Origin of the sequence: Actinomyces qiguomingii (assembly GCF_004102025.1) — a bacterium.
Lineage (GTDB): Bacteria > Actinomycetota > Actinomycetes > Actinomycetales > Actinomycetaceae > Actinomyces > Actinomyces qiguomingii.
This window is the reverse complement of sequence record NZ_CP025228.1, coordinates 2,860,498-2,883,380: the sequence shown is the minus strand read 5'-3', so window position 1 is coordinate 2,883,380 and position 22,883 is coordinate 2,860,498. Positions and strand designations below refer to the sequence as shown.

At 66.7% G+C, this 22,883-nt stretch carries 22 protein-coding genes; 16 read left to right on the top strand and 6 right to left on the bottom strand.

The features are described 5' to 3' along the window. The first annotated feature begins 99 nt into the window (after positions 1 to 99). The 7 genes from CWT10_RS12165 (at position 100) to deoC (ending at position 7,568) form a co-directional block, all read left to right on the top strand. Complete coding sequence (locus tag CWT10_RS12165; RefSeq protein WP_103062172.1) at positions 100 to 1,626, top strand: ABC transporter ATP-binding protein; 1,527 nt, start codon at positions 100 to 102, stop codon at positions 1,624 to 1,626. Further along, positions 1,623 to 2,924 (top strand): ABC transporter permease, encoded by a 1,302-nt coding sequence (locus tag CWT10_RS12160; RefSeq protein WP_103062171.1) that lies wholly within the window; start codon positions 1,623 to 1,625, stop codon positions 2,922 to 2,924. The genes CWT10_RS12165 and CWT10_RS12160 overlap by 4 nt, the downstream gene beginning before the upstream one ends. A 3-nt stretch (positions 2,925 to 2,927) precedes the next feature. Next, on the top strand, positions 2,928 to 4,220 hold the full coding sequence (locus CWT10_RS12155) for an ABC transporter permease (RefSeq protein WP_103062170.1): 1,293 nt from the start codon (positions 2,928 to 2,930) through the stop codon (positions 4,218 to 4,220). 74 nt (positions 4,221 to 4,294) lie between these two features. After that, positions 4,295 to 4,717 carry a cytidine deaminase gene (locus CWT10_RS12150; protein WP_103062198.1) on the top strand — a complete coding sequence of 141 codons (423 nt, stop codon included), beginning with the start codon at positions 4,295 to 4,297 and terminating at the stop codon, positions 4,715 to 4,717. A gap of 65 nt (positions 4,718 to 4,782) precedes the next feature. Next, positions 4,783 to 6,102: a thymidine phosphorylase gene (locus CWT10_RS12145; RefSeq protein WP_199176305.1), complete on the top strand. Its 1,320-nt coding sequence runs from the start codon at positions 4,783 to 4,785 to the stop codon at positions 6,100 to 6,102. Beyond that, positions 6,059 to 6,904 (top strand): hypothetical protein, encoded by an 846-nt coding sequence (locus CWT10_RS12140; RefSeq protein WP_233188029.1) that lies wholly within the window; start codon positions 6,059 to 6,061, stop codon positions 6,902 to 6,904. Before CWT10_RS12145 ends, CWT10_RS12140 begins: the two co-directional genes overlap by 44 nt. Before the next feature lie 13 nt (positions 6,905 to 6,917). Beyond that, positions 6,918 to 7,568, top strand: a complete 651-nt coding sequence (gene deoC / locus CWT10_RS12135; protein WP_103062169.1) for a deoxyribose-phosphate aldolase — start codon at positions 6,918 to 6,920, stop codon at positions 7,566 to 7,568. Positions 7,569 to 7,607: 39 nt separating this feature from the next. Here deoC and CWT10_RS12130 read toward each other — a convergent pair whose 3' ends face one another. Beyond that, positions 7,608 to 8,600 (bottom strand): LacI family DNA-binding transcriptional regulator, encoded by a 993-nt coding sequence (locus CWT10_RS12130; protein ID WP_103062168.1) that lies wholly within the window; start codon positions 8,598 to 8,600, stop codon positions 7,608 to 7,610. Between the two features lie 131 nt (positions 8,601 to 8,731). On the opposite strand from CWT10_RS12130, the gene CWT10_RS12125 reads away from it, so the two are divergent. The 6 genes from CWT10_RS12125 to CWT10_RS12100 are packed head-to-tail and all read left to right on the top strand — an operon-like array spanning position 8,732 to position 14,763. Next, positions 8,732 to 10,024: an MFS transporter gene (locus tag CWT10_RS12125; protein WP_103062167.1), complete on the top strand. Its 1,293-nt coding sequence runs from the start codon at positions 8,732 to 8,734 to the stop codon at positions 10,022 to 10,024. Positions 10,025 to 10,060: 36 nt separating this feature from the next. Beyond that, positions 10,061 to 10,906, top strand: a complete 846-nt coding sequence (locus CWT10_RS12120) for an MBL fold metallo-hydrolase (protein ID WP_103062166.1) — start codon at positions 10,061 to 10,063, stop codon at positions 10,904 to 10,906. Positions 10,907 to 10,962: 56 nt separating this feature from the next. Next, positions 10,963 to 12,165 (top strand): metal ABC transporter substrate-binding protein, encoded by a 1,203-nt coding sequence (locus CWT10_RS12115; protein ID WP_103062165.1) that lies wholly within the window; start codon positions 10,963 to 10,965, stop codon positions 12,163 to 12,165. Further along, a complete protein-coding gene (locus tag CWT10_RS12110) occupies positions 12,162 to 13,004 on the top strand; it encodes a metal ABC transporter ATP-binding protein (RefSeq protein ID WP_103062164.1) in 843 nt (280 codons plus the stop codon). The genes CWT10_RS12115 and CWT10_RS12110 overlap by 4 nt, the downstream gene beginning before the upstream one ends. After that, positions 13,001 to 13,891 carry a metal ABC transporter permease gene (locus CWT10_RS12105; protein WP_103062163.1) on the top strand — a complete coding sequence of 297 codons (891 nt, stop codon included), beginning with the start codon at positions 13,001 to 13,003 and terminating at the stop codon, positions 13,889 to 13,891. Before CWT10_RS12110 ends, CWT10_RS12105 begins: the two co-directional genes overlap by 4 nt. An 8-nt stretch (positions 13,892 to 13,899) precedes the next feature. Then, on the top strand, positions 13,900 to 14,763 hold the full coding sequence (locus tag CWT10_RS12100) for a metal ABC transporter permease (RefSeq protein ID WP_332881177.1): 864 nt from the start codon (positions 13,900 to 13,902) through the stop codon (positions 14,761 to 14,763). Here the strand turns inward: CWT10_RS12100 and CWT10_RS12095 are convergent. After that, on the bottom strand, positions 14,729 to 16,465 hold the full coding sequence (locus tag CWT10_RS12095; protein WP_103062161.1) for a phospho-sugar mutase: 1,737 nt from the start codon (positions 16,463 to 16,465) through the stop codon (positions 14,729 to 14,731). The two genes, CWT10_RS12100 and CWT10_RS12095, sit on opposite strands and share 35 nt — an antisense overlap. 178 nt (positions 16,466 to 16,643) lie before the next feature. Between CWT10_RS12095 and CWT10_RS12090 the strand changes: the two genes are divergently transcribed. Then, positions 16,644 to 17,471 carry an LOG family protein gene (locus tag CWT10_RS12090; protein WP_103062195.1) on the top strand — a complete coding sequence of 276 codons (828 nt, stop codon included), beginning with the start codon at positions 16,644 to 16,646 and terminating at the stop codon, positions 17,469 to 17,471. A 139-nt stretch (positions 17,472 to 17,610) separates the two neighbouring features. Further along, positions 17,611 to 17,778, top strand: coding sequence for a DUF3117 domain-containing protein (locus CWT10_RS12085; RefSeq protein ID WP_103062160.1), 168 nt, complete (start codon positions 17,611 to 17,613; stop codon positions 17,776 to 17,778). Between the two features lie 107 nt (positions 17,779 to 17,885). On the opposite strand, the gene CWT10_RS12080 is transcribed toward CWT10_RS12085, so the two are convergent. Further along, on the bottom strand, positions 17,886 to 18,521 hold the full coding sequence (locus CWT10_RS12080; protein ID WP_103062194.1) for an O-methyltransferase: 636 nt from the start codon (positions 18,519 to 18,521) through the stop codon (positions 17,886 to 17,888). 160 nt (positions 18,522 to 18,681) lie between these two features. Between CWT10_RS12080 and CWT10_RS12075 the strand changes: the two genes are divergently transcribed. Then, the gene (locus CWT10_RS12075; protein ID WP_128683470.1) at positions 18,682 to 19,536 is read left to right on the top strand and encodes a twin-arginine translocase TatA/TatE family subunit; all 855 of its coding nucleotides are present in this window, start codon (positions 18,682 to 18,684) and stop codon (positions 19,534 to 19,536) included. Between the two features lie 75 nt (positions 19,537 to 19,611). Here the strand turns inward: CWT10_RS12075 and CWT10_RS12070 are convergent, their stop codons facing one another. The 3 genes from CWT10_RS12070 to CWT10_RS12060 all read right to left on the bottom strand — a co-directional run bounded on the left by CWT10_RS12070 (position 19,612) and on the right by CWT10_RS12060 (position 22,842). Then, a complete protein-coding gene (locus CWT10_RS12070) occupies positions 19,612 to 20,766 on the bottom strand; it encodes an Mrp/NBP35 family ATP-binding protein (RefSeq protein WP_103062158.1) in 1,155 nt (384 codons plus the stop codon). A gap of 167 nt (positions 20,767 to 20,933) precedes the next feature. Beyond that, the gene (locus tag CWT10_RS12065) at positions 20,934 to 21,557 is read right to left on the bottom strand and encodes a DUF1003 domain-containing protein (protein ID WP_103062157.1); all 624 of its coding nucleotides are present in this window, start codon (positions 21,555 to 21,557) and stop codon (positions 20,934 to 20,936) included. Then, positions 21,550 to 22,842: a magnesium transporter MgtE N-terminal domain-containing protein gene (locus CWT10_RS12060; protein ID WP_103062156.1), complete on the bottom strand. Its 1,293-nt coding sequence runs from the start codon at positions 22,840 to 22,842 to the stop codon at positions 21,550 to 21,552. The genes CWT10_RS12065 and CWT10_RS12060 overlap by 8 nt, the downstream gene beginning before the upstream one ends. Positions 22,843 to 22,883 lie beyond the last annotated feature (41 nt).

Here is a 22,883-nt window from a genome sequence, read left to right as displayed (position 1 = left end):
CCCGGGCGCATCCCCTCCCCGCGTTGTCGACATCGCCTTACCGGCGTATCTCAATCACAGAACCATTATTGTCTTAACCCACAGGAAGCGAGCCCTTTCGTGTTGCTCGAGCTCCGCGGAATCACCAAGGTCTTCGGATCCCTCGTGGCCAACGACCACATCGACGTCACCGTCGAACCCGGCCAGATCCACGCCCTGCTGGGCGAGAACGGCGCCGGCAAGTCTACACTCATGAATGTCCTGTACGGCCTGTACGAACCCGATGACGGCGAGATCCTCATCGACGGCCGGCCGGTCACCTTCAAGGGACCAGGAGACGCCGTCGCCGCCGGCATCGGCATGGTCCATCAGCACTTCATGCTGGTGCCCGTGTTCACCGTGGCCGAGTCCGTGGCGCTGGGCTACGAGCCCACCGGGACCGCCGGCGTCATCAACGCCAAGGCGGCGGGGGACAAGGTGCGGGAGATCTCAGAGCGCTTCGGCTTCGACGTCGATCCGGACGCCTACATAGAGGATCTGCCGGTGGGCGTGCAGCAGCGCGTCGAGATCATCAAGGCGCTGTCCCGTGACGCCAAGGTCCTCATCCTCGACGAGCCCACCGCAGTGCTCACCCCGCAGGAGACGGACGAACTGATCGCCATCATGCGGGACCTCAAGGCCGCCGGGACCTCCATCGTATTCATCACCCACAAGCTCCGCGAGGTGCGCGAGGTCGCCGACACCATCACGGTCATTCGCCGCGGCAAGGTAGTGGGGGCGGCCGAGCCCACGGCCTCCCAGACCGAACTCGCCGGCCTCATGGTGGGCCACTCCGTCTCCCTCACGGTCTCCAAGGATGAGCCGAAACTCGGTGACGTCGGCCTGGAACTGACCGACATCAGTCTCATCGACGACGGCAACACGCTGCTCGACGACGTGAGCCTCCAGGTCCGCTCCGGTGAGATCATCGGCGTGGCCGGAGTACAGGGCAACGGGCAGACCGAGCTGGCCGAGGTCCTGCTGGGACTGCGCGCCCCCACGGTCGGCAGCGTGCGTTTCGGAGAGCAGGATGTGACCGCCCTGGGAGTGCGCCAGCGCCTTGGGGCCGGTCTCGGCTTCGTGCCCGAGGACCGCTCCACCGACGGCATGGTGGCCGCCTTCTCCGTGGCCGAGAACATGATCCTCGACCGCTTCCACGACCCGGCCTTCGGCTCGGGCCCTTCCATCAGCCCCACGAAGGTTCGGGATCACGCAGAGCAGCTGCGAGACGAGTTCGATGTGCGCGTCACCGACGTCGCCGATCCCATTTCCACCCTGTCCGGAGGAAATCAGCAGAAGGCGATCCTGGCGCGCGAGCTGTCTCGCCCGCTGAAGGTGTTGGTCGCCTCCCAACCCACGCGTGGGCTCGACGTCGGATCCATCGAATTCGTCCACAAACGCATCGTGCAGGAGCGTGACAACGACACCGCCGTTTTAATCATCTCCTCCGAACTGGATGAGATCTACTCCCTGTCAGACCGCATCGCCGTCATGTATCGCGGCCGGATCGTGGGCGTGGTCCCGGCGGACACGCCCCGTGATGTGCTGGGCCTGATGATGGCCGGTGTACCCCTTGACCAGGCCCGTGCCCAGGAGGAGAACCGATGAGCGAAGCCACCCCCGACGGTGCCACCACGGCGGCGCGGAAGCAGAAGGACCGCACGCCCGCGACAAGTACCGATAACCAGCCGGAACGGCCTGGTCTGCTTCGGCAGATCGCCGAGTCCAACACGCTCATGGGCGTGCTCGCGGTCATCTCCGCCATGATCGTCGGTTCGCTGTTGATCCTGATCGCGGACGACAACGTACGTACCACCGCCGGTTACTTCTTCGCCCGTCCGGGAGACTTCATAGGCGCGGTTGGAACCTCCCTGGCAGATGCATACAGTGCGCTGGCGCGGGGCGGCGTCTTCGACTGGCAGGCCTCTTCGGCGGCGCGCATGTGGCGCCCCGTCACCGAGACCCTGACCGTGGCCACGCCGCTGATTCTGGCGGGGCTCGGTATGGCGGTGGCCTTCCGGGCCGGCCTGTTCAACGTGGGTGGTCAGGGACAGATCATCCTCGGCGCTGTCGTCGGCGGATACGCGGGCTTCGCCTGGGATATGCCCGGCGGACTGCACCTGCTGGTGGCCGTGCTCGGCGCCATCCTCGGCGGCGCCCTGTGGGGTGCCATCCCCGGCGTGCTGCGCGCCACCACCGGTGCGAGCGAGGTCATCACCACTATCATGCTCAACTCCGTGGCCGCCTACCTGCTGGCGCACCTGCTCACCACGGCGACCTTCATCGGGGCCGGCAATGCCAACCCCAAGTCGCTGCCGGTTGCCGACACAGCCAGGTATCCGCTACTACTCGGAAGCCCCTTCCGCCTTCATCTGGGTTTCATCGTGGCCCTGCTGGCCGCCGTCTTCGTGTGGTGGCTGCTGGAGCGCAGTGAGATCGGCTTCCAGTTCCGCGCCACGGGCCTGAACCCGCAGGCAGCGCTTACGGCCGGCATTAATGTGCCGCGGATAACCGCCCTGGTCATGGTCGTCTCCGGTGCCCTGTGCGGCCTGGCATCCACCGCACCCGTGCTGGGCACCCAGCACTATCTGACCGGCTCCATTGCGGGCAGCATCGGCTTCGACGCCATGACGGTGGCGCTGCTGGGACGCTCCACTCCGCAGGGCACGGTCCTGGCAGGCCTGCTCTTCGGGGCGCTGACGGCCGGCGGCACCACCATGCAGGCCGCCACCGGCACTCCCATCGACATTGTGCTGGTGCTGCAGTCCATGATCGTGCTGTTCATCGCGGCCCCACCGCTGGTGCGCGCCATCTACCGACTACCTGCGCCCGGCACCTGGCGGCGCCGTAGCCGCGGCGCCGTAGCCACGGCTGCCGCCGTCGCCGCAGACAAGAAGGAGGCCTGAGCCATGACCGCGACACAGACTGCCAACCCGCCCCGGGACACCGGCCCGGATGCCGAACCGGTCGCCATCCTCGAGCCGATCGCCTACAAGCTGCCGGTCACCGGAATCGTTGTAGTAGTCATAGAGCTGCTTATGGGTCTGGCAGGACATGGTGATACGAGCTTCCAGCTGTCCACGAAGGCCGACTTCCTCAACCTGCCCGTGATCACCCTCGGGGCCCGTCCGCTCATCGTGAGCATGGCACTGGCCGCCGCGGCACTGACTGTCTACATGTGGTTGCGCGCGGTCAGGCGTGCGAAGCTGAGCACCTGGGTGGGGCTAGCACTGGGCGCCACGTTCATCATCGCCTTCCTCACCTGGGCCGGCGCCGGACGCTCCACCGTCATTCCCGTGGTGACGATCCTGTCCTCCACACTCGCCCTGTCCGTGCCGCTAGTCTTCGGCGGACTCGCCGGAGTGGTGGGGGAGCGCTCGGGGACCATCAATATCGCCATTGAGGGCCAGTTGTTGGGCGGCGCCTTCCTGGGCGCGGTGGTTGCCTCGATCGCCAAGACTCCTTGGGCCGGTCTGATCGCAGCTCCCTTCGCCGGCATTATGGTGGCCCTGCTGCTGGCCATGTTCGGACTCAAGTACCGGGTGAACCAGATCGTGGTCGGCGTGGTTCTCAACGTTTTCGTGTCGGGGTTGACCAGCTTCCTGTTCTCCACGGTGCTCACCGACAATCCGGCTGGACTGAACACCTCGATGCGCCTGCCCACCCTGCCCATCCCGGTGCTCTCACGGATCCCGATCATCGGCCCGGTGCTGTTCCGGCAGACGATCCTGGTGTATCTGATGTATGTGGCCGTGGCAGCGCTGTCATTTATGCTCTTCCACTCCCGTTGGGGTCTGCGCATGCGCGCCTGCGGTGAGCATCCGCGGGCCGCGGACACCGTCGGCATCAACGTCATGCGCACCCGCGTCAACAACCTGATGCTGGGCGGTGCGCTCGCTGGCCTGGGCGGTGCCTTCTTCACCATCGGCTCCGGCCTGGCCTTCACCAAGGACATGTCCGCCGGCAACGGCTACATCGCCCTAGCCGCCATGATTCTGGGCGCCTGGAATCCGGTGGGCACCTTGTGCGCCGCGCTGCTGTTCGGCTTCGCCACCTCGGTGGGCCAAACCCTGTCCGTGATCGGCTCTCCGATCCCGGCCAACATCATCCTCATGATCCCCTATATCGTGACGATATTCGCCGTCGCCGGTTTCGTGGGTCGGGTGCGCGCGCCCGCTGCGGAGGGGGTGCCGTATCCGTGATCGGTGCTGAGAATCACCCGGCGGCGCCCGCCCGGGCGGCTTCCGACGTCGCCACCCCGGTTATCGAAGCGGACATGTGGATGCGGCTGCGGGCGCTGGCCGCCGAGGCCATGCGGTGTGCGTACGCGCCCTACTCCCGCTTCCGGGTGGGGGCGGCCGCCCTGGTTGACGACGGCCGCTTCGTATCTGGCTGCAATGTGGAGAACGCCGGTTACGGGGTCACCCTGTGCGCCGAATGCGGCCTGGTGTCCGAGCTCGTGCGCACGGGCGGTGGCCGGCTGGTCGCCTTTGTGTGCGTCGACGGGGACGGGCGCCCCTGCTCCCCATGCGGCCGCTGCCGCCAGGTGCTGTCAGAGCACGCCCACCCGGACATGCTGCTGGCCATGCCGTCGGGGCTGATGACAATTGACCAGGTGCTTCCCGACCGCTTCACCAGCGCCGACATCGACCGGGTTACCGCCACGCCCGCGCAGACAGCAGGAGGAGACAGGCAGTGACCGTAGTTAATGCATCGGGTAATCCGATTTCCGGCACGGCAGGCGCTGACTCGGCGCCCGAAGCCGTGGAGCCCTTCGACGCCGTCGACGTGATCGCCGCCAAGCGCGACCGCCACCGGCTCGCCGACGCCCAGATCGACTGGGTCATCGACGCCTACACCCGCGGCGTGGTTGCCGATGAGCAGATGAGCGCCCTGGCCATGGCGATCTACCTCAACGGCATGGACCGGAGCGAGATCGCCCGCTGGACCGAGGCCATGATCGGCTCGGGGGAGCGCATGGACTTTTCCGCCCTGGGACGCCCCACTGCGGACAAGCACTCCACCGGAGGGGTGGGTGACAAGATCACCCTGCCTTTGGCGCCGCTGGTGGCCGCATTCGGCGTCAGCGTCCCCCAGCTGTCCGGCCGGGGCCTGGGACACACCGGCGGCACCCTGGACAAGCTCGAATCCATCCCCGGCTGGCGGGCGGCGCTCAGCAATGACGAGATCCTGTCGATGCTGGCGCCCGACGGCCCCGGCGCCGTCATCTGCGCCGCCGGCAGCGGCCTGGCCCCCGCCGACAAGAAGCTGTACGCGCTGCGCGACACCACTGCCACCGTCTCCTGCGTGCCGCTGATCGCCTCCTCCATCATGAGCAAGAAGATCGCCGAGGGCACCGGCGCGCTAATCCTGGACGTCAAGGTCGGCTCCGGCGCGTTCATGAAGGAGATCGGCCAGGCGCGCGAGCTTGCGCAGACCATGGTGGCGCTCGGCACGGACGCCGGCGTGGTCACCCGCGCTTTGCTCACCGACATGTCCACGCCCCTGGGGCTGACCGCCGGCAACGCCCTGGAGGTGCGCGAGGCCGTCGAGGTGCTATCCGGTGGGGGACCGGCCGACGTCGTCGACCTGACCGTGGCGCTGGCGGGGGAGATGCTTGACGCCGCCGGACGTCCGGTGGATGAGTCGGAGCTGCGCGCCGCCCTCGTGGATGGACGTGCCATGGACGTTTGGCGGGAGATGATCCGCCGCCAGGACGGGGACCCCGACGCGCCTGTGCCCGTGGCCGCCGAGACCGAAACCGTCACTGCCGCCGCGGATGGCGTGCTCACGCGCCTGGATGCGCTCGGCGTAGGCGTGGCCGCCTGGCGACTGGGGGCCGGTCGCGCCCGCAAGGAGGACCCCGTTCAGGCGGTTGCCGGTGTCGAGATGCACGCCAAGCCGGGAGACCAGGTTCGCGCCGGGCAGGTGCTGCTCACCTTGCACACCGCCACTCCCGAGCGCTTCGAGCGGGCCCGCGCCGCCCTGGAGGACACGATCAGCATCTGCCCCGCAGACTCCCCGGAGGCGCAGGATGCCGTTGCCCGCCGTCGCGCTGGCGTGGTGCTGGATCGGATTGTCTGACGAGGCCGTGGTGGACCCGATCGCGTCGGCCGTATCACTGCCGAAGGTGCGTGTGGTCAACGCCCGTTTGCGCGTGGGCTCCTTCACCGCCGCCGGCAGCGCCATCACCCTCACCCAATGCGACGCCACCACCTGCGGCGCCACGGCGGTCCAGGCGGCCCGTCTTCTGCTCGGCGCCCCGGCCACCGCGACGGCGCCACCGCCGAAGACCGCCCGCCCGGCTCTTGCGCTGCGCGACGCCCTGGCTGCCCAACAGCGGCGAGTGCAGCACGCCATGAACCGTCGCGCCGGCGGCCCCCTCGGCCCCCTGCCCTGGACGCGCCACCTGGGATCAACCCCCTGGGCGGTGGCCGCCCAGATGACGCGCCTCCGGTTGGAGGCGGGCCTGCCGGTCGGGGCATACAGTGTCGGCCGGGTCGATGACCGCGGCCCGCAGTGGCCCGCTGTAATTGCGGGACTGCGCTCCTTGCTCGCCGACGGCGTCCCCGTGGTCTTGCTCACGGGTGGTCCATTGCTCAGGTACCGGAGCGATAGCGGACGACGAATCCGCCGCCTCCTGCGCAACGTTCCCGCCGCCCCGGCCATCCCACGCCACTACGTGCTGGCCGTGCCCTGGGACGCCATCGGGCGGAAGGATCCCGGCGCCGGTCAAGCTCATATCTACGAACCCTCCAGCGGCACCGTACGCGCCCTGGATCTACTGGCACCGCGGCGGCCATCCGGACCCGGCCCACGTGAGCTGGGCTACTGGCCGCGCGTACTTGCCGTCATCGCCCCATCACCCTTCACCGAAGAGAGCTGACGAAAGGAAAACCATGTCCACCCGTGCGCAGGTCGCAGCCATAATTGACCACACCCTGCTCAAGCCAGAGTCCACCGGCGCGCAGGTAGCCGAGCTGATCGCGCAGGCGGCCGAGCTCGGCACCTACTCGGTATGCGTATCCCCGAACCAACTACCGGTCCAGGTTCCTGCCGGGCTGCACGTGGCTACCGTGTGCGGCTTCCCGTCCGGCGCCCACGCCACTCCCGTCAAGGCCACCGAGGCCGCCGATGCCGTTGCCAAGGGTGCGGACGAGGTGGACATGGTGGTCAACCTCAAGCTGGTCAAGGAGCATGACTACGCCGCCGTGGAGGCGGACATCCGCGCGGTCAAGCAGGCCGTGGGGGACAAGCTGCTGAAGGTCATCATCGAGTCCGCGGCGCTGGTCGACGATGAGATAGTCGCCGTCTGCCGGGCCGCCGCGGGTGCCGGCGCCGACTATGTCAAAACCTCCACCGGATTCCACCCGGCCGGTGGTGCCTCGGTGCACGCCGTGGAACTCATGCGCGCCACGGTGGGAGATCGGTTGGGAGTCAAGGCCTCCGGCGGCATCCGCACCGCGGCCGATGCGCTGGCAATGATTAACGCCGGCGCCACACGGCTGGGCGTATCCGCGACCGTCGCCATACTCGACGGTCTGGAGTGACCGTGCCGTCGGCCTGCGGTGTGAGTGGCGGCACCGAGGTCAGGCGGACTCGCGCTCGATGACGCGAACTCCGAGGGACGGATCGGACACCGAAGGCTGGGACGCTCCATTGAGCAGAGCGATCACCGAGTTAACAATATGTTCTGACCAGACATCGGACTCGTTGATGGCCAGTGTCGTGAGCGGCGGAGACAGATAGCGGCTCAGGGTGAGGTCATCAACACCGATGACTGCGAGGTCGCTGGGCACAGTCAGGCCCAGTCGATGCAGGGCCGTCAGGGTTACGGCTGCCGCGTCATCGTTGAAGGCGCCTACGGCGTCCGCGCGTCCGACAACGTCGGACAGGGCCTCAATGAGATCCGTAACTGCTGACGGGGATCGGGCGTCGCACTTAACGGTCCCCAGAAGTGCCGCCTCAGGATGCGCTTCAACGGTGCGAGCGAACGACACCCTGCGCTGCTCGAGTGGGATTCGGGACCGATGAGCGCGTGCGTCCGTTACGTATATGAGGCGGCGGTATCCACGATCGAGGAGGTAACTCGCCTGCGTCGTACCCATCAGGGACTGGAGTCCGGAAAAGGTGTACTGCGCCGCCGAGGGTAGCAGCAGCGGGATGTCCAGCCGCTCGACGAGTTCGGTGTCCTGTTCATCGAGCTCGACGAGGGAGACGATGGCTCTGGGCCTAAGCTCTTCAAGCAGCGCCTGTAGGGGCGTTGCCGTCCCCGCGGTGCGTGAGAAGACAGTGGTGAGTCCCCGAGACTGGAATGCTCGGGCGAAGGACTCCCACATGTAGTCGCTGAGGTCTGCGGCGCTTCCCCCGGCGGAGAGCACCAGAATGATGTCGCTGACTCCCTTGCGCAGCGCGCGGGCGGCGGCGGAGGGAACATACCCCAGCTCGGCGGCGGCGGCGCGCACGCGTTCGCGGGTCTCCTTGGGGATCGCCGCATCACGCCCGTTGAGCACGAAGCTCACTGTGGTGCGCGAGACCCCGGCGCGTTTGGCGACATCGTGGGCGGTTACTCGCTTCGGCATCCTGATGTGGTCCCTCCCCTTGAAGCGGACCGCCGCTTGACAGTGGTGGCCCGCCCGCTAGACTAGTCCACGCCAGTAACACGAATTAGTAAATCGTGTTTTCAATTGCGTAGCGCTTCAAAGGAGATGCCATGAGCGCACCGATCACGAACTCCTCCGAATCGCTGGAGCCCTCCGCCCACGCATATCCGGTAGGTCGCACCCTCACGGTCCTGCTTCCCGCCATCGTTGCCCTGTACGGTGTTTATCAGGGGACTCAGCAGGTGCTCTGGCCGGCGCAGGTGGCCGCGGTGTCCCCGGACGGCAAGGTGCAGATTCTGGCGATCTCCGGACTAGTCGGCGGCATTCTCGGCACGATCGCTCTGCCTGTTGGCGCGGCGATCTCTGACAGAACGCGCACTAGCCTCGGCAGGCGCACGCCCTGGCTGCTCGCCACCTCAGGGATCGTCTTCGTCGGGTGCGCCCTGCTCGGAGTGTCGTCGAGTGTGCCGCTGATGCTCCTCTTATGGGCCATAATCTCCGGCTTCGCCAACTGGTACCAAGGAGTCATCTACGCAATCGTGCCCGATCGCATTCCAGAGGAGAACCGTGGCGTGGCCTCGACTATCGTCGGCCTGGGGCTGCCGCTTGGCATCCTCATCTTCGTCAACCTGGTGGCGCGGGTCTCGCAAATCCACGGCTATCTCATCGTCGGAGGGTTCCTTGTCCTGGCGACGCTTCTCTTCGTCGTCGTCGCCAGGGAACAGCCGTCCGACACCGGCTCGCGTGCTCCCCAGGCGGGCTCTGCCGCGCGGCGCAAGGGTGCCGTACGTCCGGCCGAGATACTGGCCTTCTTCTCCGGATTCAAAAGCTGGGACTTCTCCATGGCCTTCGTCTCCCGGCTCATCCTGTTCTTCGGCTTCTTCACCATGAGCGGGCTGAACTTCTACGTACTGAGCGACTTCATAGGGGCTGAGGCTCTGCCTGGTGGAGACGTCGCTGCCGCGGTTGCCACGCTCGCCACCATATCGACGATTTCGCAGCTGGTCGCCGTCCTCATCTTCGGTAAGCTTGCCGATGTCCTGGACCGGCGCAAGGCGACCGTCGGCATCGCAGCCCTGGGGCTGGCCGTCGCCTTCCTGCTCCCGCTGTTCATGCCGACCTGGACGGGCATGGTCGCCTACAACATCATCTCCGGCGCATGCATGGGTGTCTACTTCGCCGTCGACGTTGCCGTCATGTCGCTGGTGCTGCCGGACCCGGAGAACGCCGGTCGTGACCTCGGCATCCTCGCCATCGCCACTTCGGTGCCGGCGATGCTCGCCGGCGTCGTCGGTTCGACTCTGCTGACCGTCACGGGTACATACGCCTCGATCTTCGTCTTCGGCGTCGTCTGCTCGATCCTTGGCGGTATTGGCACGTTCCTCATCCGTAAGGTCCGGTGACTCGGACTTACTGAAGATAGGAGAGGAGACACCCGCATGTTCCCCTACTACACCGCCGCGCCGGTCACCGAGAGCGTGACCGCCATCCGGAGCGTCATGGATGAGATTCTCTATCTCATCCGGGGCGAGGATCGGGCCATCCTGATCGACACCTGCTCCGGAGTGGGACACCTGCGTGACTTCGTTCGCAACCTCACCGACAAGCCGCTCACCGTCCTGCTCACTCACGGGCACGTCGACCACGCGATGGGCGCCCCCGAGTTCGAAGACGTGCACCTGAATCGCCTGGACAGGCCGGTCTACGACGAAATGGCGCCGCTTGCGGTTCGCAAGGAATACATCGCGATGGGGGTCGGGGACCGGATCAATGAGATTACCGCGGATGACTACGTCCCTCCGTACCCGGTGTCCCTCCTGCCCCTGGAGGACGGGGATTCCTTCGACGCCGGGGGGATCCATGTGGACGCCTTCCACTTCCCGGGACACACTCCCGGCATGACGGCGCTCCTCATCCGCGAGGAGAGGATCCTCATCCTGAGCGATGGATGCAACCAGCGGACCTTCCTCTTCGACCACAACTCCGTGAGCGTCGAGGAGTACCGCGAGAACGTCCTGGCCCTGAAGAAGCGCACGGCAGGCCATTACGACCGCCTGTTCGTTTCGCACGGGACCATGGAGGTCCCCCTGTCCATCCTCGATGAGGCCGTCGAATTGTGCGACGTGGTACTGAGTGGTCGCGCCGACGACGTGCCCTTCGAGTTCATGGGGCAGACGGCTTACGTGGCGAAGTCGTTCGACGAGGCGACCGGGATGCGTCGAGACGGGCGGTTCTTCAACATGGTCTACAACAAGGATCGCGTGCACCGCAGGCCGAACGCCTGAGTCCGGTATGACGCTCGACTTGAAAGTTTCGGGTACCCGAAACTATCATCCGGTGCATGAGAATCGTTTTCAGTTTGCGGCGCCCCGCGGGGCTCGCAGCCCTCGTAGCCCTGTTCGCCGCGCCCATTGCCGCCTGCTCGGTCGACAACCCCACGGGCGCAACCGCCAACGTCCTGAAGGTGGTAGCCTCCACCACTCAGATCTGCGACTACGTCACCCAATTGGCCTCGGGCGGTCAAGACCTGGCATTCACGCGTACGGGCGCCGACGGTGTCACCGCCGAACTCGGCGCAGCTCCTGACAATGCCAAGGCGCACCTGGCTCTTACCTGCCTGCTGGCGCCGAACGCTTCCGCACACGACCACGAGATGACCGCGAACCAGTCCCGCGCCCTGAGTGAGGCGGACCTGTTCCTGGTCAACGGAGTTGACCTGGAACATTTCCTGGATGATGCGGTGACCGCCTCCGGATTCAAAGGCACCATGGTGGTCACCTCCGGCGTGCTGACCGCGCAAGAGGTAGACGGCGATGCGGATGCGGCCGCTGCCAGGCAGGCGCAGGAGGACGAACTCCCCTACACAATTGATCGGGGCGTCCAAGCAGTCAATGTTCTTCCCTGGCCCTTTGCCCCCCAAGAGGGGGAGGAGGCCGAGTTCCGTTACGACCCGCACGTGTGGACCGCGCCCGCCAACGCAGTCGTGCAGGTGAACAACATCGGCAACGCTTTGATTGCCGCGGATCCGGACTCGGCGCAGACCTTGCGTGCACACGTTGAGGCCTACACCGACCGCCTGCGCGAACTAGATGACTGGGCGGCGAACTCGCTGGAGTCGGTGCCCGCAGACAAGCGGGTGTTGTTCACCAGTCACGACGCCTTCGGATACCTCTCCAATGCCTACAGCATCCGTTTTGAGGGGGCTGCGCTCAGCGATTTCAACGCCCAACAGGACGCCACCGCCCAGAAGATCCAGGAGACTGCCGATGCCGTGAAGAGTTCCGGAGCCGTCGCGATCTTCGCCGAGAACTCCAACAATCCGCGGTCCGTGGAGAAAGTCGCTGAGTTGGCCGCAGTCACCGCAGTGATCGGCGATGAGGCGCTTTACGGCGACTCGCTGGGCGAGCCCGGCTCGGACGGAGAGACCTATATCGGTTCGTTGCTGCACAACGTCACCAACCTGACCAGCGTGTGGGGAGGCGAGGTAGCTCCGCTCCCCGAGCAACTCAGCCCATGGACTCCCACCCAGACGGTGCAGCCATGAGCAGTGGCGCTCGGCCCCTCAGGCAATCAGCGGCGGAGGTGGTGATCGAGTTCGTGGAGGCGGCTTTCGCATACGGGGGAGTTCCCGTTGTCACCGGGGTGACCGGATCGGTTGAATGCGGTGGGGGACTAGCCTTGGTGGGCCCGAATGGTTCAGGCAAGACGACGCTGCTGAGATCCGTAATCGGCATGGTAGACATCGTCTCCGGCTCCGTGCGGGTATTGGGTGCCGCACCCGGACGTACACGACCCGGCGCTATCGCCTACGTTCCGCAGAGCAGCGACCTGGATCCGACGTTTCCGGTAACCGCGCTTTCAGTGGTGCTCATGGGAACCTACCCCGAGCTGGGGATACTGCGCCGCCCGGGACGGGAACAGCGCTTGCGCTGCCGGGAGGCCCTCAAGGCCGTCGGCTTGGCGCAAGCAGCCGACCGACGCTTCGGCACTCTGTCAGGAGGTCAACAGCAGCGGGTGCTGCTGGCTCGCGCCATCGCCTCGCGCCCGCAGATCGTGCTGCTTGACGAGCCCTTCAACGGTCTGGACCAGCCCAACCGAGATGCATTGCTGCGGATTGTGTCCGATCTGAAGGAGGCTGGCGTCACCGTCGTCGTGTCCACCCATGACCTGGTGCTTGCGCGCGCGGTCTGCGAACAGGTGGTGCTGCTGGCCGGCCGCCAGATTGCTTTCGGTCCTCGCCAGACGGTGCTGGTTCCAAGGTACATAGACGAGGCCTTCGGGAAGGCGGCCGCAAAAACGCTGCTGCCGTCCGGAGCGGCCGCGGTCGACCGCGGGCCCGGCACTGCCCCAGCGCAGCGGGTCGGGCCCGGAGCGCAACCATGAACGAGTTCTCGCAGTGCTTGGAATGGTTGCGCCTGCAACTGGTCGACGTTCCTGGGCTGCAGCCGCTGGCAGGAGCCCCTTACCTGTTCAGGCCGCTGGTGATGCTGGTGGTCCTTGCGATTGTGGCTGCACCCGTGGGAGTACTGGTCAATCTGCGCTCAGCGGAGTTCCAAGCCGAGGCGCTCGTTCACGCGGTGTTCCCCGGGATCGTCATCGGGGCGATCTGCGGGGGAATCGATACGGTCGTACCGGCAGCGGGCGTAGCCGGGGCCGTAGCGGCAGGAGTGTTGACCCTGATCAGTCACCGTGCCAGGACTGAGGCGTCGGAGGCGGGCACCGCTGTAGTGCTCACCGGCTTCTTCTCGGTAGGCGTGATACTGCTGTTGCGCGCCGGAGACCGGTCCGGCCAACTCGAGGCCCTTACCTTCGGCAGGCTCCTGGAGGTCACAGACCCACGGCTGGCACAGGCCCTGGTGGCATGCGCACTCGCCCTATTGCTGGTCACTGCGACATGGAAGGAGCAGATAGCCAGGGCCTTCGACCCCGTGGGCGCTCGCACCGGTGGGCTACGCGTCGCCCTGCTCGACCTGGTGCTGAACATGGCTATTGCCGCGGTCGTCGTGTCAGCCGCTACGGCCGTTGGCACGCTGCTGGTGATCGGCTTTCTCACGATTCCCGGAACCACCGCCAGATTACTGGCTAAGGACGTGTCCGGAATGCTCGGTGTGGCCCTGGGCACCGGTCTGGGCGGCGGTTATGCGGGAATGCTGCTGGCCACCATGCCACTTCCGCGCCCGGTGTCTGCGCAGGCATCTGTGGTGATGATGATGGCGGCCGTACTTGTGGTGGCGGCGCTGGTCCTCGTGCGGCGGAGGCGGCGGGGATGAGGGTATCCATGGAACTGTTGGCCCTGCCCCTGGTTGAAGTCGTGCTGATGGGGGCGTTGTCCGGTTTGGTGGGTGCCTTGGCGCTGATGAGCCGGCGCATTTTCTTCGCCGAGTCAGTCACCCACGCCACCTTCCCCGGCGCGGTCGCCGGAGTCGTAGCGGTGACGGCGGCTGGAACCGCACTGACTGGTGCCCGAGTCGGGTACGAGGCTCTCTCGCTCGCGGTAGTTCTCGGAGCGGTGCTGGCGTGCGCGCCGATGATCTGGTTGATGCGCCGTCTCAGTGAGTTTCCCGGCGTCTCCTCACAGGCTGCCGCCGGCATAGTGCTGGCCGTGGGCTTCGCCTCGGGGCATCTGCTGAGCACCTGGTTCGCGCCGTTGCCGCTGAAGGTAGACGGGTTTCTGACAGGCTCGGTGCTGAACGTCAACCGCGCCGATGCTGCTTCGACGGCGGTGGTGCTGGCCGTGACCACGATCGTAGTGGCCGCGACCGCGCACCACTTAGAGCTGTACTGCTTCGACGCCCTCGCCTACCGGGCGGCGGGGCTGGATCCGCGGCTTCCGGAGTGGACGATACTGTTCCTCATCTGCCTCAACATCGGCGTACTCATACCGGCTGTGGGCACGATCCTCCCGATCGCATTGATGGCCGCACCGCCGGCCGCGGTCCGCCCCTGGGCGCGATCGACGCCGGGCCTGCTGGTCGGCTCGGCGGCGTTGGGCGCTGCCTGCTGCCTGGCGGGGCTGTGCTCGGCAATACTCCTGCAATGGTCTGTCGGGGGGACAATCGCCGTGACCTGCGGTCTGGCATACGTGCTATCGAGACTATGCCCACACGTCATATCCCCAGCACGCCACGCAGGTCGGCCTTGATGTTCTCCAGGCGCTTGGCGGCGGCGCGGCGGGCCACCTCCACCGGTTCGTCGACGGCCACCGGCATGACCACCTCGCAGTAGCACTTGAGCTTCGGCTCGGTGCCGGAGGGACGCACCACTACCCGGTCGTCGGCGGCGGTTTTGAAGATGAGGCCGTTGGTGGCGGGCAGGCGCTGCCCGTTGCCGTCGGCGGCGCCGTCCATCAGGTCGAAGACGTCTACCACCGGGGAGCCTGCCAAGGTGGCGGGCGCTCCGCCGGCACGCAGACGCTCCATGGCTTCGGTGATGAAACTGAGGTCCTCCACGCGCACGCTCAGCGGGCTGGTGGCATACAGGCCGTGCTCGCGCGCCAGCCGGTCCAACAGATCATCCAGCGTACGCCCCTGCTGTTTAAGCGTGGAGGCCAGCACCGCTAGGCGCGCAGAGGCGGAAATGCCGTCCTTGTCCCGCACTGCGGACGGATCGGCGCAGTATCCGAGCGCCTCCTCATAGCCGAATACCAGATTCGGCACGCGACTGATCCACTTGAAGCCGGTCAGCGTGATGCGGTGACCGAGTCCGTGCGCCTGTGCGATCTTGCGCAGCAGCCGGGAGGAGACGATCGAGTTGGCCAGCACGCCGGTGCCATTGAAGGCTGCCAGCTCGGCGGCCTGCTCTCCTAGAAGCGAGCCGACCTCATCTCCGGTCAGTTGTCGCCAGCCGCCGCGGGCGTGCTCATCCGGCACGGCGGCGGAGCAGCGATCGGCATCCGGGTCATTGGCGATGACCAGATCGGCTCCCACTTCCCGTGCTCGCGCGAGGGCCAGATCCAGGGCGCCGGGCTCCTCCGGGTTGGGAAAGGTGACGGTGGGGAAGTCCGGGTCCGGATCGAACTGCTCGGGCACCACGACGACGTCGTCGAAGCCCACCCGTGTCAGCACCTGCTGGCATATCTGTCCGCCCACGCCGTGCATTGGCGTCAGCACGATTTTGAGGGGGGCAACCGCCCTGGTGCGGGCGGCCTTGACCGCCCGCTGCACGTACTGCTCAACCATCTCGGCACCGATCGTCTCCCAGCCGGAATCGGGCATGGGCACCGAGGACAGCGGTCCGACGGCGGCGATTTCGGCGGCAATGCCCGCGTCGTGGGGCGGGACGATCTGTGCGCCCTGTCCGGAGCCGGTCTCCGCACGACCCCCCAAATAGACCTTGTAGCCGTTGTCCTGCGGAGGATTGTGTGAGGCCGTCACCATGACACCGGCGTCGGCACCCAGGCGACGCAGGGCGAAGGCGAGCACGGGCGTGGGGCAGTGGGAGTCGAACAAGATGGCATGCCCGCCCGCGCCGGTTACGACGGCGGCGGTGTCACGGGCGAAGCTGGCCGAGCGGTGGCGCGCGTCGTAGCCGATGACGACGCGGAACCCGTCCCCCAGCATCTGGTGCAGGTAGGCCGATAGTCCGGCAGCAGCACGGATGACGACGACGCGATTCATGCGATTGGAGCCGCCACCCAGTCGCCCGCGCAGCCCGGCGGTGCCGAACTGTAGGCTGCCTGAGAAGGCGTCTGCCAGGGCGGCCGTTGCCGCGGCGTCGCCATCACGGTGGGCGGAGAGCAGGTCGCTCAACTCCCGGCGGGTATCGGGGTCCGGATCCTCGGCGATCCAGGAGGAGACGGCGAAGTCAAGATCACTGGTGGCCGCACGCTGGGGCGGATATGTCATGGGGCGACCGTACCGTGCCGAGGATGGTGGACGCCGCGCCCGTGAGCGCTGTCATGAGTGGTGGTGCGCACATCCGGCGCACAGGAACGCGCTCGGCCTGGGTGTCATTGCCACAAATGGCGGCCGGTGGGGGATCATGCCCCCTATGGCTAACAATGTGGTAGACGATGTGTCAGACATGACGAGTGGATCGGCGACCGGCGGATCTGCACCCGCGAAGAACGGCTCGCGTGAGACTTACCGCACCGGGCCGGTGATGCTGCGCGGCGCTCAGATTCCAACTCGCACCACCGACGCCCGCTTCCTGGACCGCCGCGACGACGCCGACTGGCTGCACACCGATCCCTGGCGCGTGCTGCGCATCCAGTCGGAGTTCGTCGAGGGCTTCGGGGCACTGGCCGAGGTGGGACCGGCAATAAGCGTGTTCGGATCGGCTCGTACCCGGGCGGGCGAACGCGCCTACGTCCTGGCCGAGCAGATCGGGGCCGGACTGGTCCGGTCCGGATACGCCGTGATCACCGGGGGCGGCCCCGGCATTATGGAGGCGGCCAACAAGGGGGCGCGTGAAGCCGGTGGTATTTCCGTGGGGTTGGGCATTGAGCTGCCCCACGAGCAGGGCATGAATGATTATGTGGATCTGGGTGTCAACTTCCGGTACTTCTTTGCCCGTAAAACTATGTTCTTGAAGTACTCCGATGGATTCGTGATCATGCCCGGCGGCATGGGTACGCTCGACGAACTCTTCGAAGCCGTCACCCTGGTGCAGACCCAGAAGGTGCCGTCCTTCCCGATTGCCCTGGTCGACTCCTCCTTCTGGGGTGGCCTGGTGGACTGGCTGCGTGAAACCCTGGTGGCTGCGGCCACGATCGACGCGGCCGATGTGGCCTTGCTGCAAGTGGTTGATACCGCGCAGGAGGCGGTCGATTTCGTGGTGGATGCCGCCCGCACAATGCGCGCCAACGGGCTGACTCGCACTCCCGACCGTTCGGAATGGGTGGCTCAGTGAGGTGCCGCGCCAGAGGTCGCAGGATGGGGTGGCAGGCGTGGATTCAGCCACGTTTGCGCCCGAAGTGGCGTCATTATGCCGTAGAATGGACCTGGGAGAAGCGGTAGAAGTCCGCGAATCATCAGTGAAAGGGGAGCATATGGCTGCCATGAAACCCAGGACCGGCGATGGGCCGCTTGAGGTCGTCAAGGAGGGCCGCTCCATCATCATGCGAATGCCGCTCGAGGGCGGCGGGCGTCTGGTAGTCGAGATCACACCCGAGGAGATCAAGGAGCTGCAGGAGGCCCTGGCCACCGTCAAGTACTGAGCGGAATATCGCAACAGCGCTGCAAACGTTAGGTCGGTTACGCCGGGTGGATTCAGGCCCGGTGCTGGTGCGTGTTTGTCAAGATCTCCATCCGTCCCGCGGGTGGGTCACGCCTGCCGGACGGCAACCAGCAGACCGTCGTCGACCGGCAGCAATGATGCGTGCAGACCATCCTCATCTCGCAGCATCTTGCCCAGTTCGCGCGTCGCCACGGTGGTGGCGTCGCGGCGTGCCGGATCGGCGACGTGGTCCTTCCACAGTGCGTGCGTGACTACCAGAACACCGCCCGCGCGCAGCATGCGGATCCCCTGTGTCACCAGTTCCGCCGCCTCCTGCGGGGGCACATCCAGCACTACCATGTCATAGGACTGGGCGGCCATACGCGGCAAAACATCGGATGCCCGCCCCTGAATGATGCGGGTGCGGGAGCCGGGGTAGCCGGCCTCGTCGAAGGCGCGACGGGCCTCGCGTTGAAACTCCGGTTCTACGTCGATGGTGGTCAGCACGCCGTCGGCGCCCATGCCCGCCAGGAGCCACAGACCCGACACGCCGGTGCCGGTGCCGATCTCGGCAACGGATTTGGCTCCTCCGGCCGCGGTCAGCATGCGCAGGACGGCGCCCGTGGCCGGAGAGACCGGGTCTGTGCCCAACTCGATGCCGCGCAGGCGCGCCTGCGCGGCGGGCTCTGCCTCGACTGGGAACTCCTCGGTGTAGGACCAGCTCAGTGTCTTGTCGGCAGCCACCATATGTCCCTTCTGCGGCGCCGGGCCGCGTAGCCGTAACCAGTGACCCCGGCGGCGCCGGATGTCCGGCCCGGAGTCAACACCCATTGTTTCAGGTCCGGTCCACTTCCCGTGGCGGCGTGACTGCCTGGTTGCCCATAGTGCTCCCTATACTGGCGTCATGTTTCCGGGCATCTCGGGTGCGGAGTTCTTCGTCCTCCTACTGGTTCTAGTGGTGGTGGTGGGTCCCCAACGCCTACCCGAATACACTCGCAAGCTGACCCAGGGCGTGCGCCGACTGCGTGTCTTCCTGGACAACGCCAAGACTCAGATCGCCGAGGAGGTCGGTCCCGAGCTCAGCGAGTTGGACCTGTCGGACCTGGATCCGCGCAACTACGACCCCCGCAAGATCGTGCGCGACGCACTGGGCGAGGACCTTGATGCGATCCGCCGGGACCTGACCAACCCCTTCCAATCGGTTCTGGATACCGCCAAGGAGGCCAGTGACGAGGCCGCCGCTGCCGTGAGCGGTAAGACCGGGAACAGATCTAAGCCTCTTTCGAAGATGATCGAGGACAAGGCCGAGCAGACCCGGGCCGCTCGGGCCGAGCGGGAGAAGGATCCACAGCAGGCGGCGCAGGAGGCCGCCGCCGTCACCGCCGAGTTGCCGCAGGTCGACACGGTCTCCTCCACCGAGGGGCAGGCCGATGCCGCACAGGTAGACGAGACCACGGAATCCGTCGACGCCACCGCCGACGCGGCCCGCATGGCGCTGGAATCGGGGGAGGTTGTTACTGCCGAGATCCCCGAGGTCTCCGAGACTGCCGAGGTCTCCGAGACTTCCGAGATTTCCGAGGTCTCCGAGACCATAGGTGAAGACGCTGTGGCGGCGGATGTCCCCTCCAGCCTTGCCGCCGAGCAACCCCAAAAGGAGCCGACTCGGGCGCGCCGCCCCGTGTCACCGCGAGACATTGTGCGCGCCGCCAATGAGGCCGCCCGCACCCGCGCCGAGGCGGCCACCGCCGCGGTCGCCTGACGGCATCGGTGCGTTGTGGGGCGCGCGCCCCGGACCAGCTTGCGTGGGGCCGCGCAGATGCTAAACGGTCAACCGTCAGCCGGCGGCGTCAACCGGGCTGATTGACAGCGACATGCCGGAAAGGCCGCGTGCACGGTGCCCGAGTTTACGTGCCACGGCGGCGAGTTCGAGCGCGGCCGGGGAGTCCACGGCGGGTGCGCCATCGGAGGCGATGGCGGCGGGAACACCGGCGTCGGAGCCTTCACGCAGTCTGATGTCCAGCGGCAACTGCGCCAGCAGCGGTACCTCGTAGCCGAGCGCCGTAGTCAGCGACGCCGACACCGCCCGGCCGCCGCCCGAGCCGAAAATCTCCAGGCGGGATCCGTCCGGCTGCGGCAGGTAGGACATGTTCTCGATGACGCCGGCGACCTTTTGATGGGTCTGGGAGGCGATCAGCCCGGTACGTTCGGCCACCTCTGCGGCGGCTGTCTGCGGCGTGGTGACTACCAGGATCTCGGCATCCGGCAGCAGCTGCGCCACTGAGATGGTCACGTCACCGGTTCCCGGCGGCAGGTCCAACAGCAGCACATCCAGATCGCCCCAGAACACGTCGGAGAGGAACTGCTGTACCGCTCGGTGCAGCATAGGACCGCGCCAGACGACCGGCTGCTTGTCCTCCACGAACATGCCGATGGAGATCACTTTCACCTCATGCGCGATGGGTGGAACGATCATGCCGTCCAGCTGGGTGGGCACCTGATCCACACCCAGCATGCGGGGGATGGAGAAGCCGTAGATGTCGGCATCCACGACTCCGACGCTCAGTCCCTGCGCGGCCATGGCGGCGGCCAGATTGGCGGTCACGGAGGACTTGCCCACACCCCCCTTACCGGAGGTGACCGCGTAGACGCGGGTCAGGTTACCGGGCTGGGTGAAGGGAATCACCGGTTCGGCCGCACCGCCGCGCAGACGAGTGCGCAACTCGGCCCGCTGCTCATCGGTCATCACCCCCAAGTTGACACGCACGTCGGTGACGCCGTCCAGGGCGCCGACCTCCTTGGATGTGTCAGCGGTGATGGTGTCTCGTAGCGGACAGCCGGCCACGGTCAGCAGCACCCCGACGGTGACCACGCCGTCGGCGGCGATCTCAATGGAGTCGACCATGCCCAGGTCGGTGATCGGGCGGCGCAGCTCGGGATCGATCACCCGTGCGAGCGCCTCGCGGACCGCGTCTTCGGTGGGGAGGCTCATGCCACAATCCTATGGCGCGCCGAGCGCGCCACCGCAGGCCGTAATGGTGGCAAGGAGCACGCCGACAGCGGAAACGGCTCCGGCGTCATTGGGGCCCGAAGGGCCGAGCGGGCCCAATGCGCGCCCAAAGCAGGGATAAATGTGCGCCCAAAGCAGGGATAGCTGCATCAGCCGCCATGCTCGGGGGCCGAGCCTGCCTCCGAGCCCCCCGCGCGTCCGGCGGCGAAGGAATCCGGTGCCTCGGCGGCGTCCTGGCCCTCCTCCACGAGGTCGTCGTGCAACTCTTCGCGGGTACGGCGCTCCTCCGCCAGCAGCTCCTCCAGCACGGTTCGCAGCTCCGAACGCACGAAGTCGCGGGTGGCGACATCGTTCATCGCCAGTCGCAGGGAGGCGATCTCCCGGGTCAGATACTCGGTGTCCTCCAGGTTGCGCTCGGCGCGCTGGCGGTCCTGCTCGGCGATGACACGGTCGCGGTCGTCCTGCCGGTTCTGTGCCAGCAGGATCAGCGGCGCCGAATAGGAGGCCTGGGTGGAGAAAGCGAGATTGAGCAGAATGAAGGGATAGGGATCCCAGGGGGCGTCCTCGTTGATCTTCGCTAGCAAGATATTAGCGGCGATCCAGGCGACTACGAAGATCGTCATATAGGCCACGAACTTCGGCGACCCCATGAAACGCGCGGTCGCCTCGGCGAAACGCCCGAATCCGTCTGAACGCGCCGAGCGGCGCGGCCCCAGCCACCGCAGTAGCCGGGAACGGCGGCGGGTGATCGGCTGGTCGAGCTGGTCAGCCATTGGCACTCCTCTCAATCATCTCGTCGGTGACGGCGTCGTCCGCCTCCCGCCAGTCGTCGGGCATGAGGTGGTCCAGGACGTCGTCCACGGACACCGCCCCGAGCAGGCGACCGGCGTCGTCGAGCACGGGCAGGGCCGTGAGATTGTAGGTCGCCAGCAGACGTGTGACAGTACCGATCGAATCGTTGGCGTGAACGCCGTCCAGGTCCTTGTCCAGCACGGATCCAAGTAGCTGTTGCGGGCGCTCGCGCAGCGCGCGTTGCAGGTGCACCATTCCCAGGAAACGTCCCGTGGGTGACTCCAACGGTGGACGGCACACGAAGGCGATTGCCGCCAGTGCCGGCGGCACCTCCGCCTTACGGGCCTGCGCCAGGAAGGACGCCACCGTGGACTCAGGTGGCAAAATGATCGGCTCGGTCGTCATCAGACCGCCGGCGGTGTACTCGTCGTAGGTCAGCAGGCGGCGCACATCCTCCGCCTCCTCCGGCTCCATCAGATCCAGCAGCTGGGCGGCCATGGAGGCGGGCAGGGCGGAGACCAGGTCGGCGGCGTCGTCGGGCTGCATGGCGTCCAGAACATCCGCGGCGCGGGAGGCGTCCAAGCCGGACAGCAGGGCCACGGCCTCATCGTCGGACAGCTCCTCGGTGGCATCGGCCAGGCGCTCATCGGACAGCTCGGCCGCCACTTCGAGCTGCCGGGCCAGAGGCAGGTCGGAGAGCACATCGGCCAGGTCGGCGGGTTTGAGCCCCTCCATGGTGGCCAGCAGGGCGGTGGCGCCCTGCTGGTCGGCGGAGCCCGCCAGGCCGGTGACCTCGTCCGGACGGACGGTGAAGGTTTCTCCGCGGCGTAGCCCCAGCGGGCCGGATGAGCCTCGTTGGACGAACAGGCGCGTCACCTTCCAGTCCATGCCGCGGTCGCGTTCAATGGCGACGTCCCGGATGGTGACCTCGCCCGAACCGTCGCGCATGGTGACCACACGGTCGAGCAGTTCGCCGATTACGAGCGTCTCCACCCGGCGCTGCTCGAAGCGGCGGATGTTGACCAGGCCGGTAGTAATGACGGCACCAGGTTCTATGGCCGTCACCCGTGACAGCGGCAGGAATACGCGGCGGCGCCCGGCCACTTCGATCACCAGGCCGACGGCCCGCGGTTGCCCACGCAGGCGGATCAGCACGACGACGTCGTGCACCTTGCCAACTGCGTCCCCGATCGGATCGAAGACGGTGGTCCCCACTAGCCGGGCGACGAATACCCTCACAGTGCTGCGCGTCTTGGTGTTGTCCACAGTCGCAGCCTAATGGTGCGTAGGGCGCTGCGTGGCTTCAC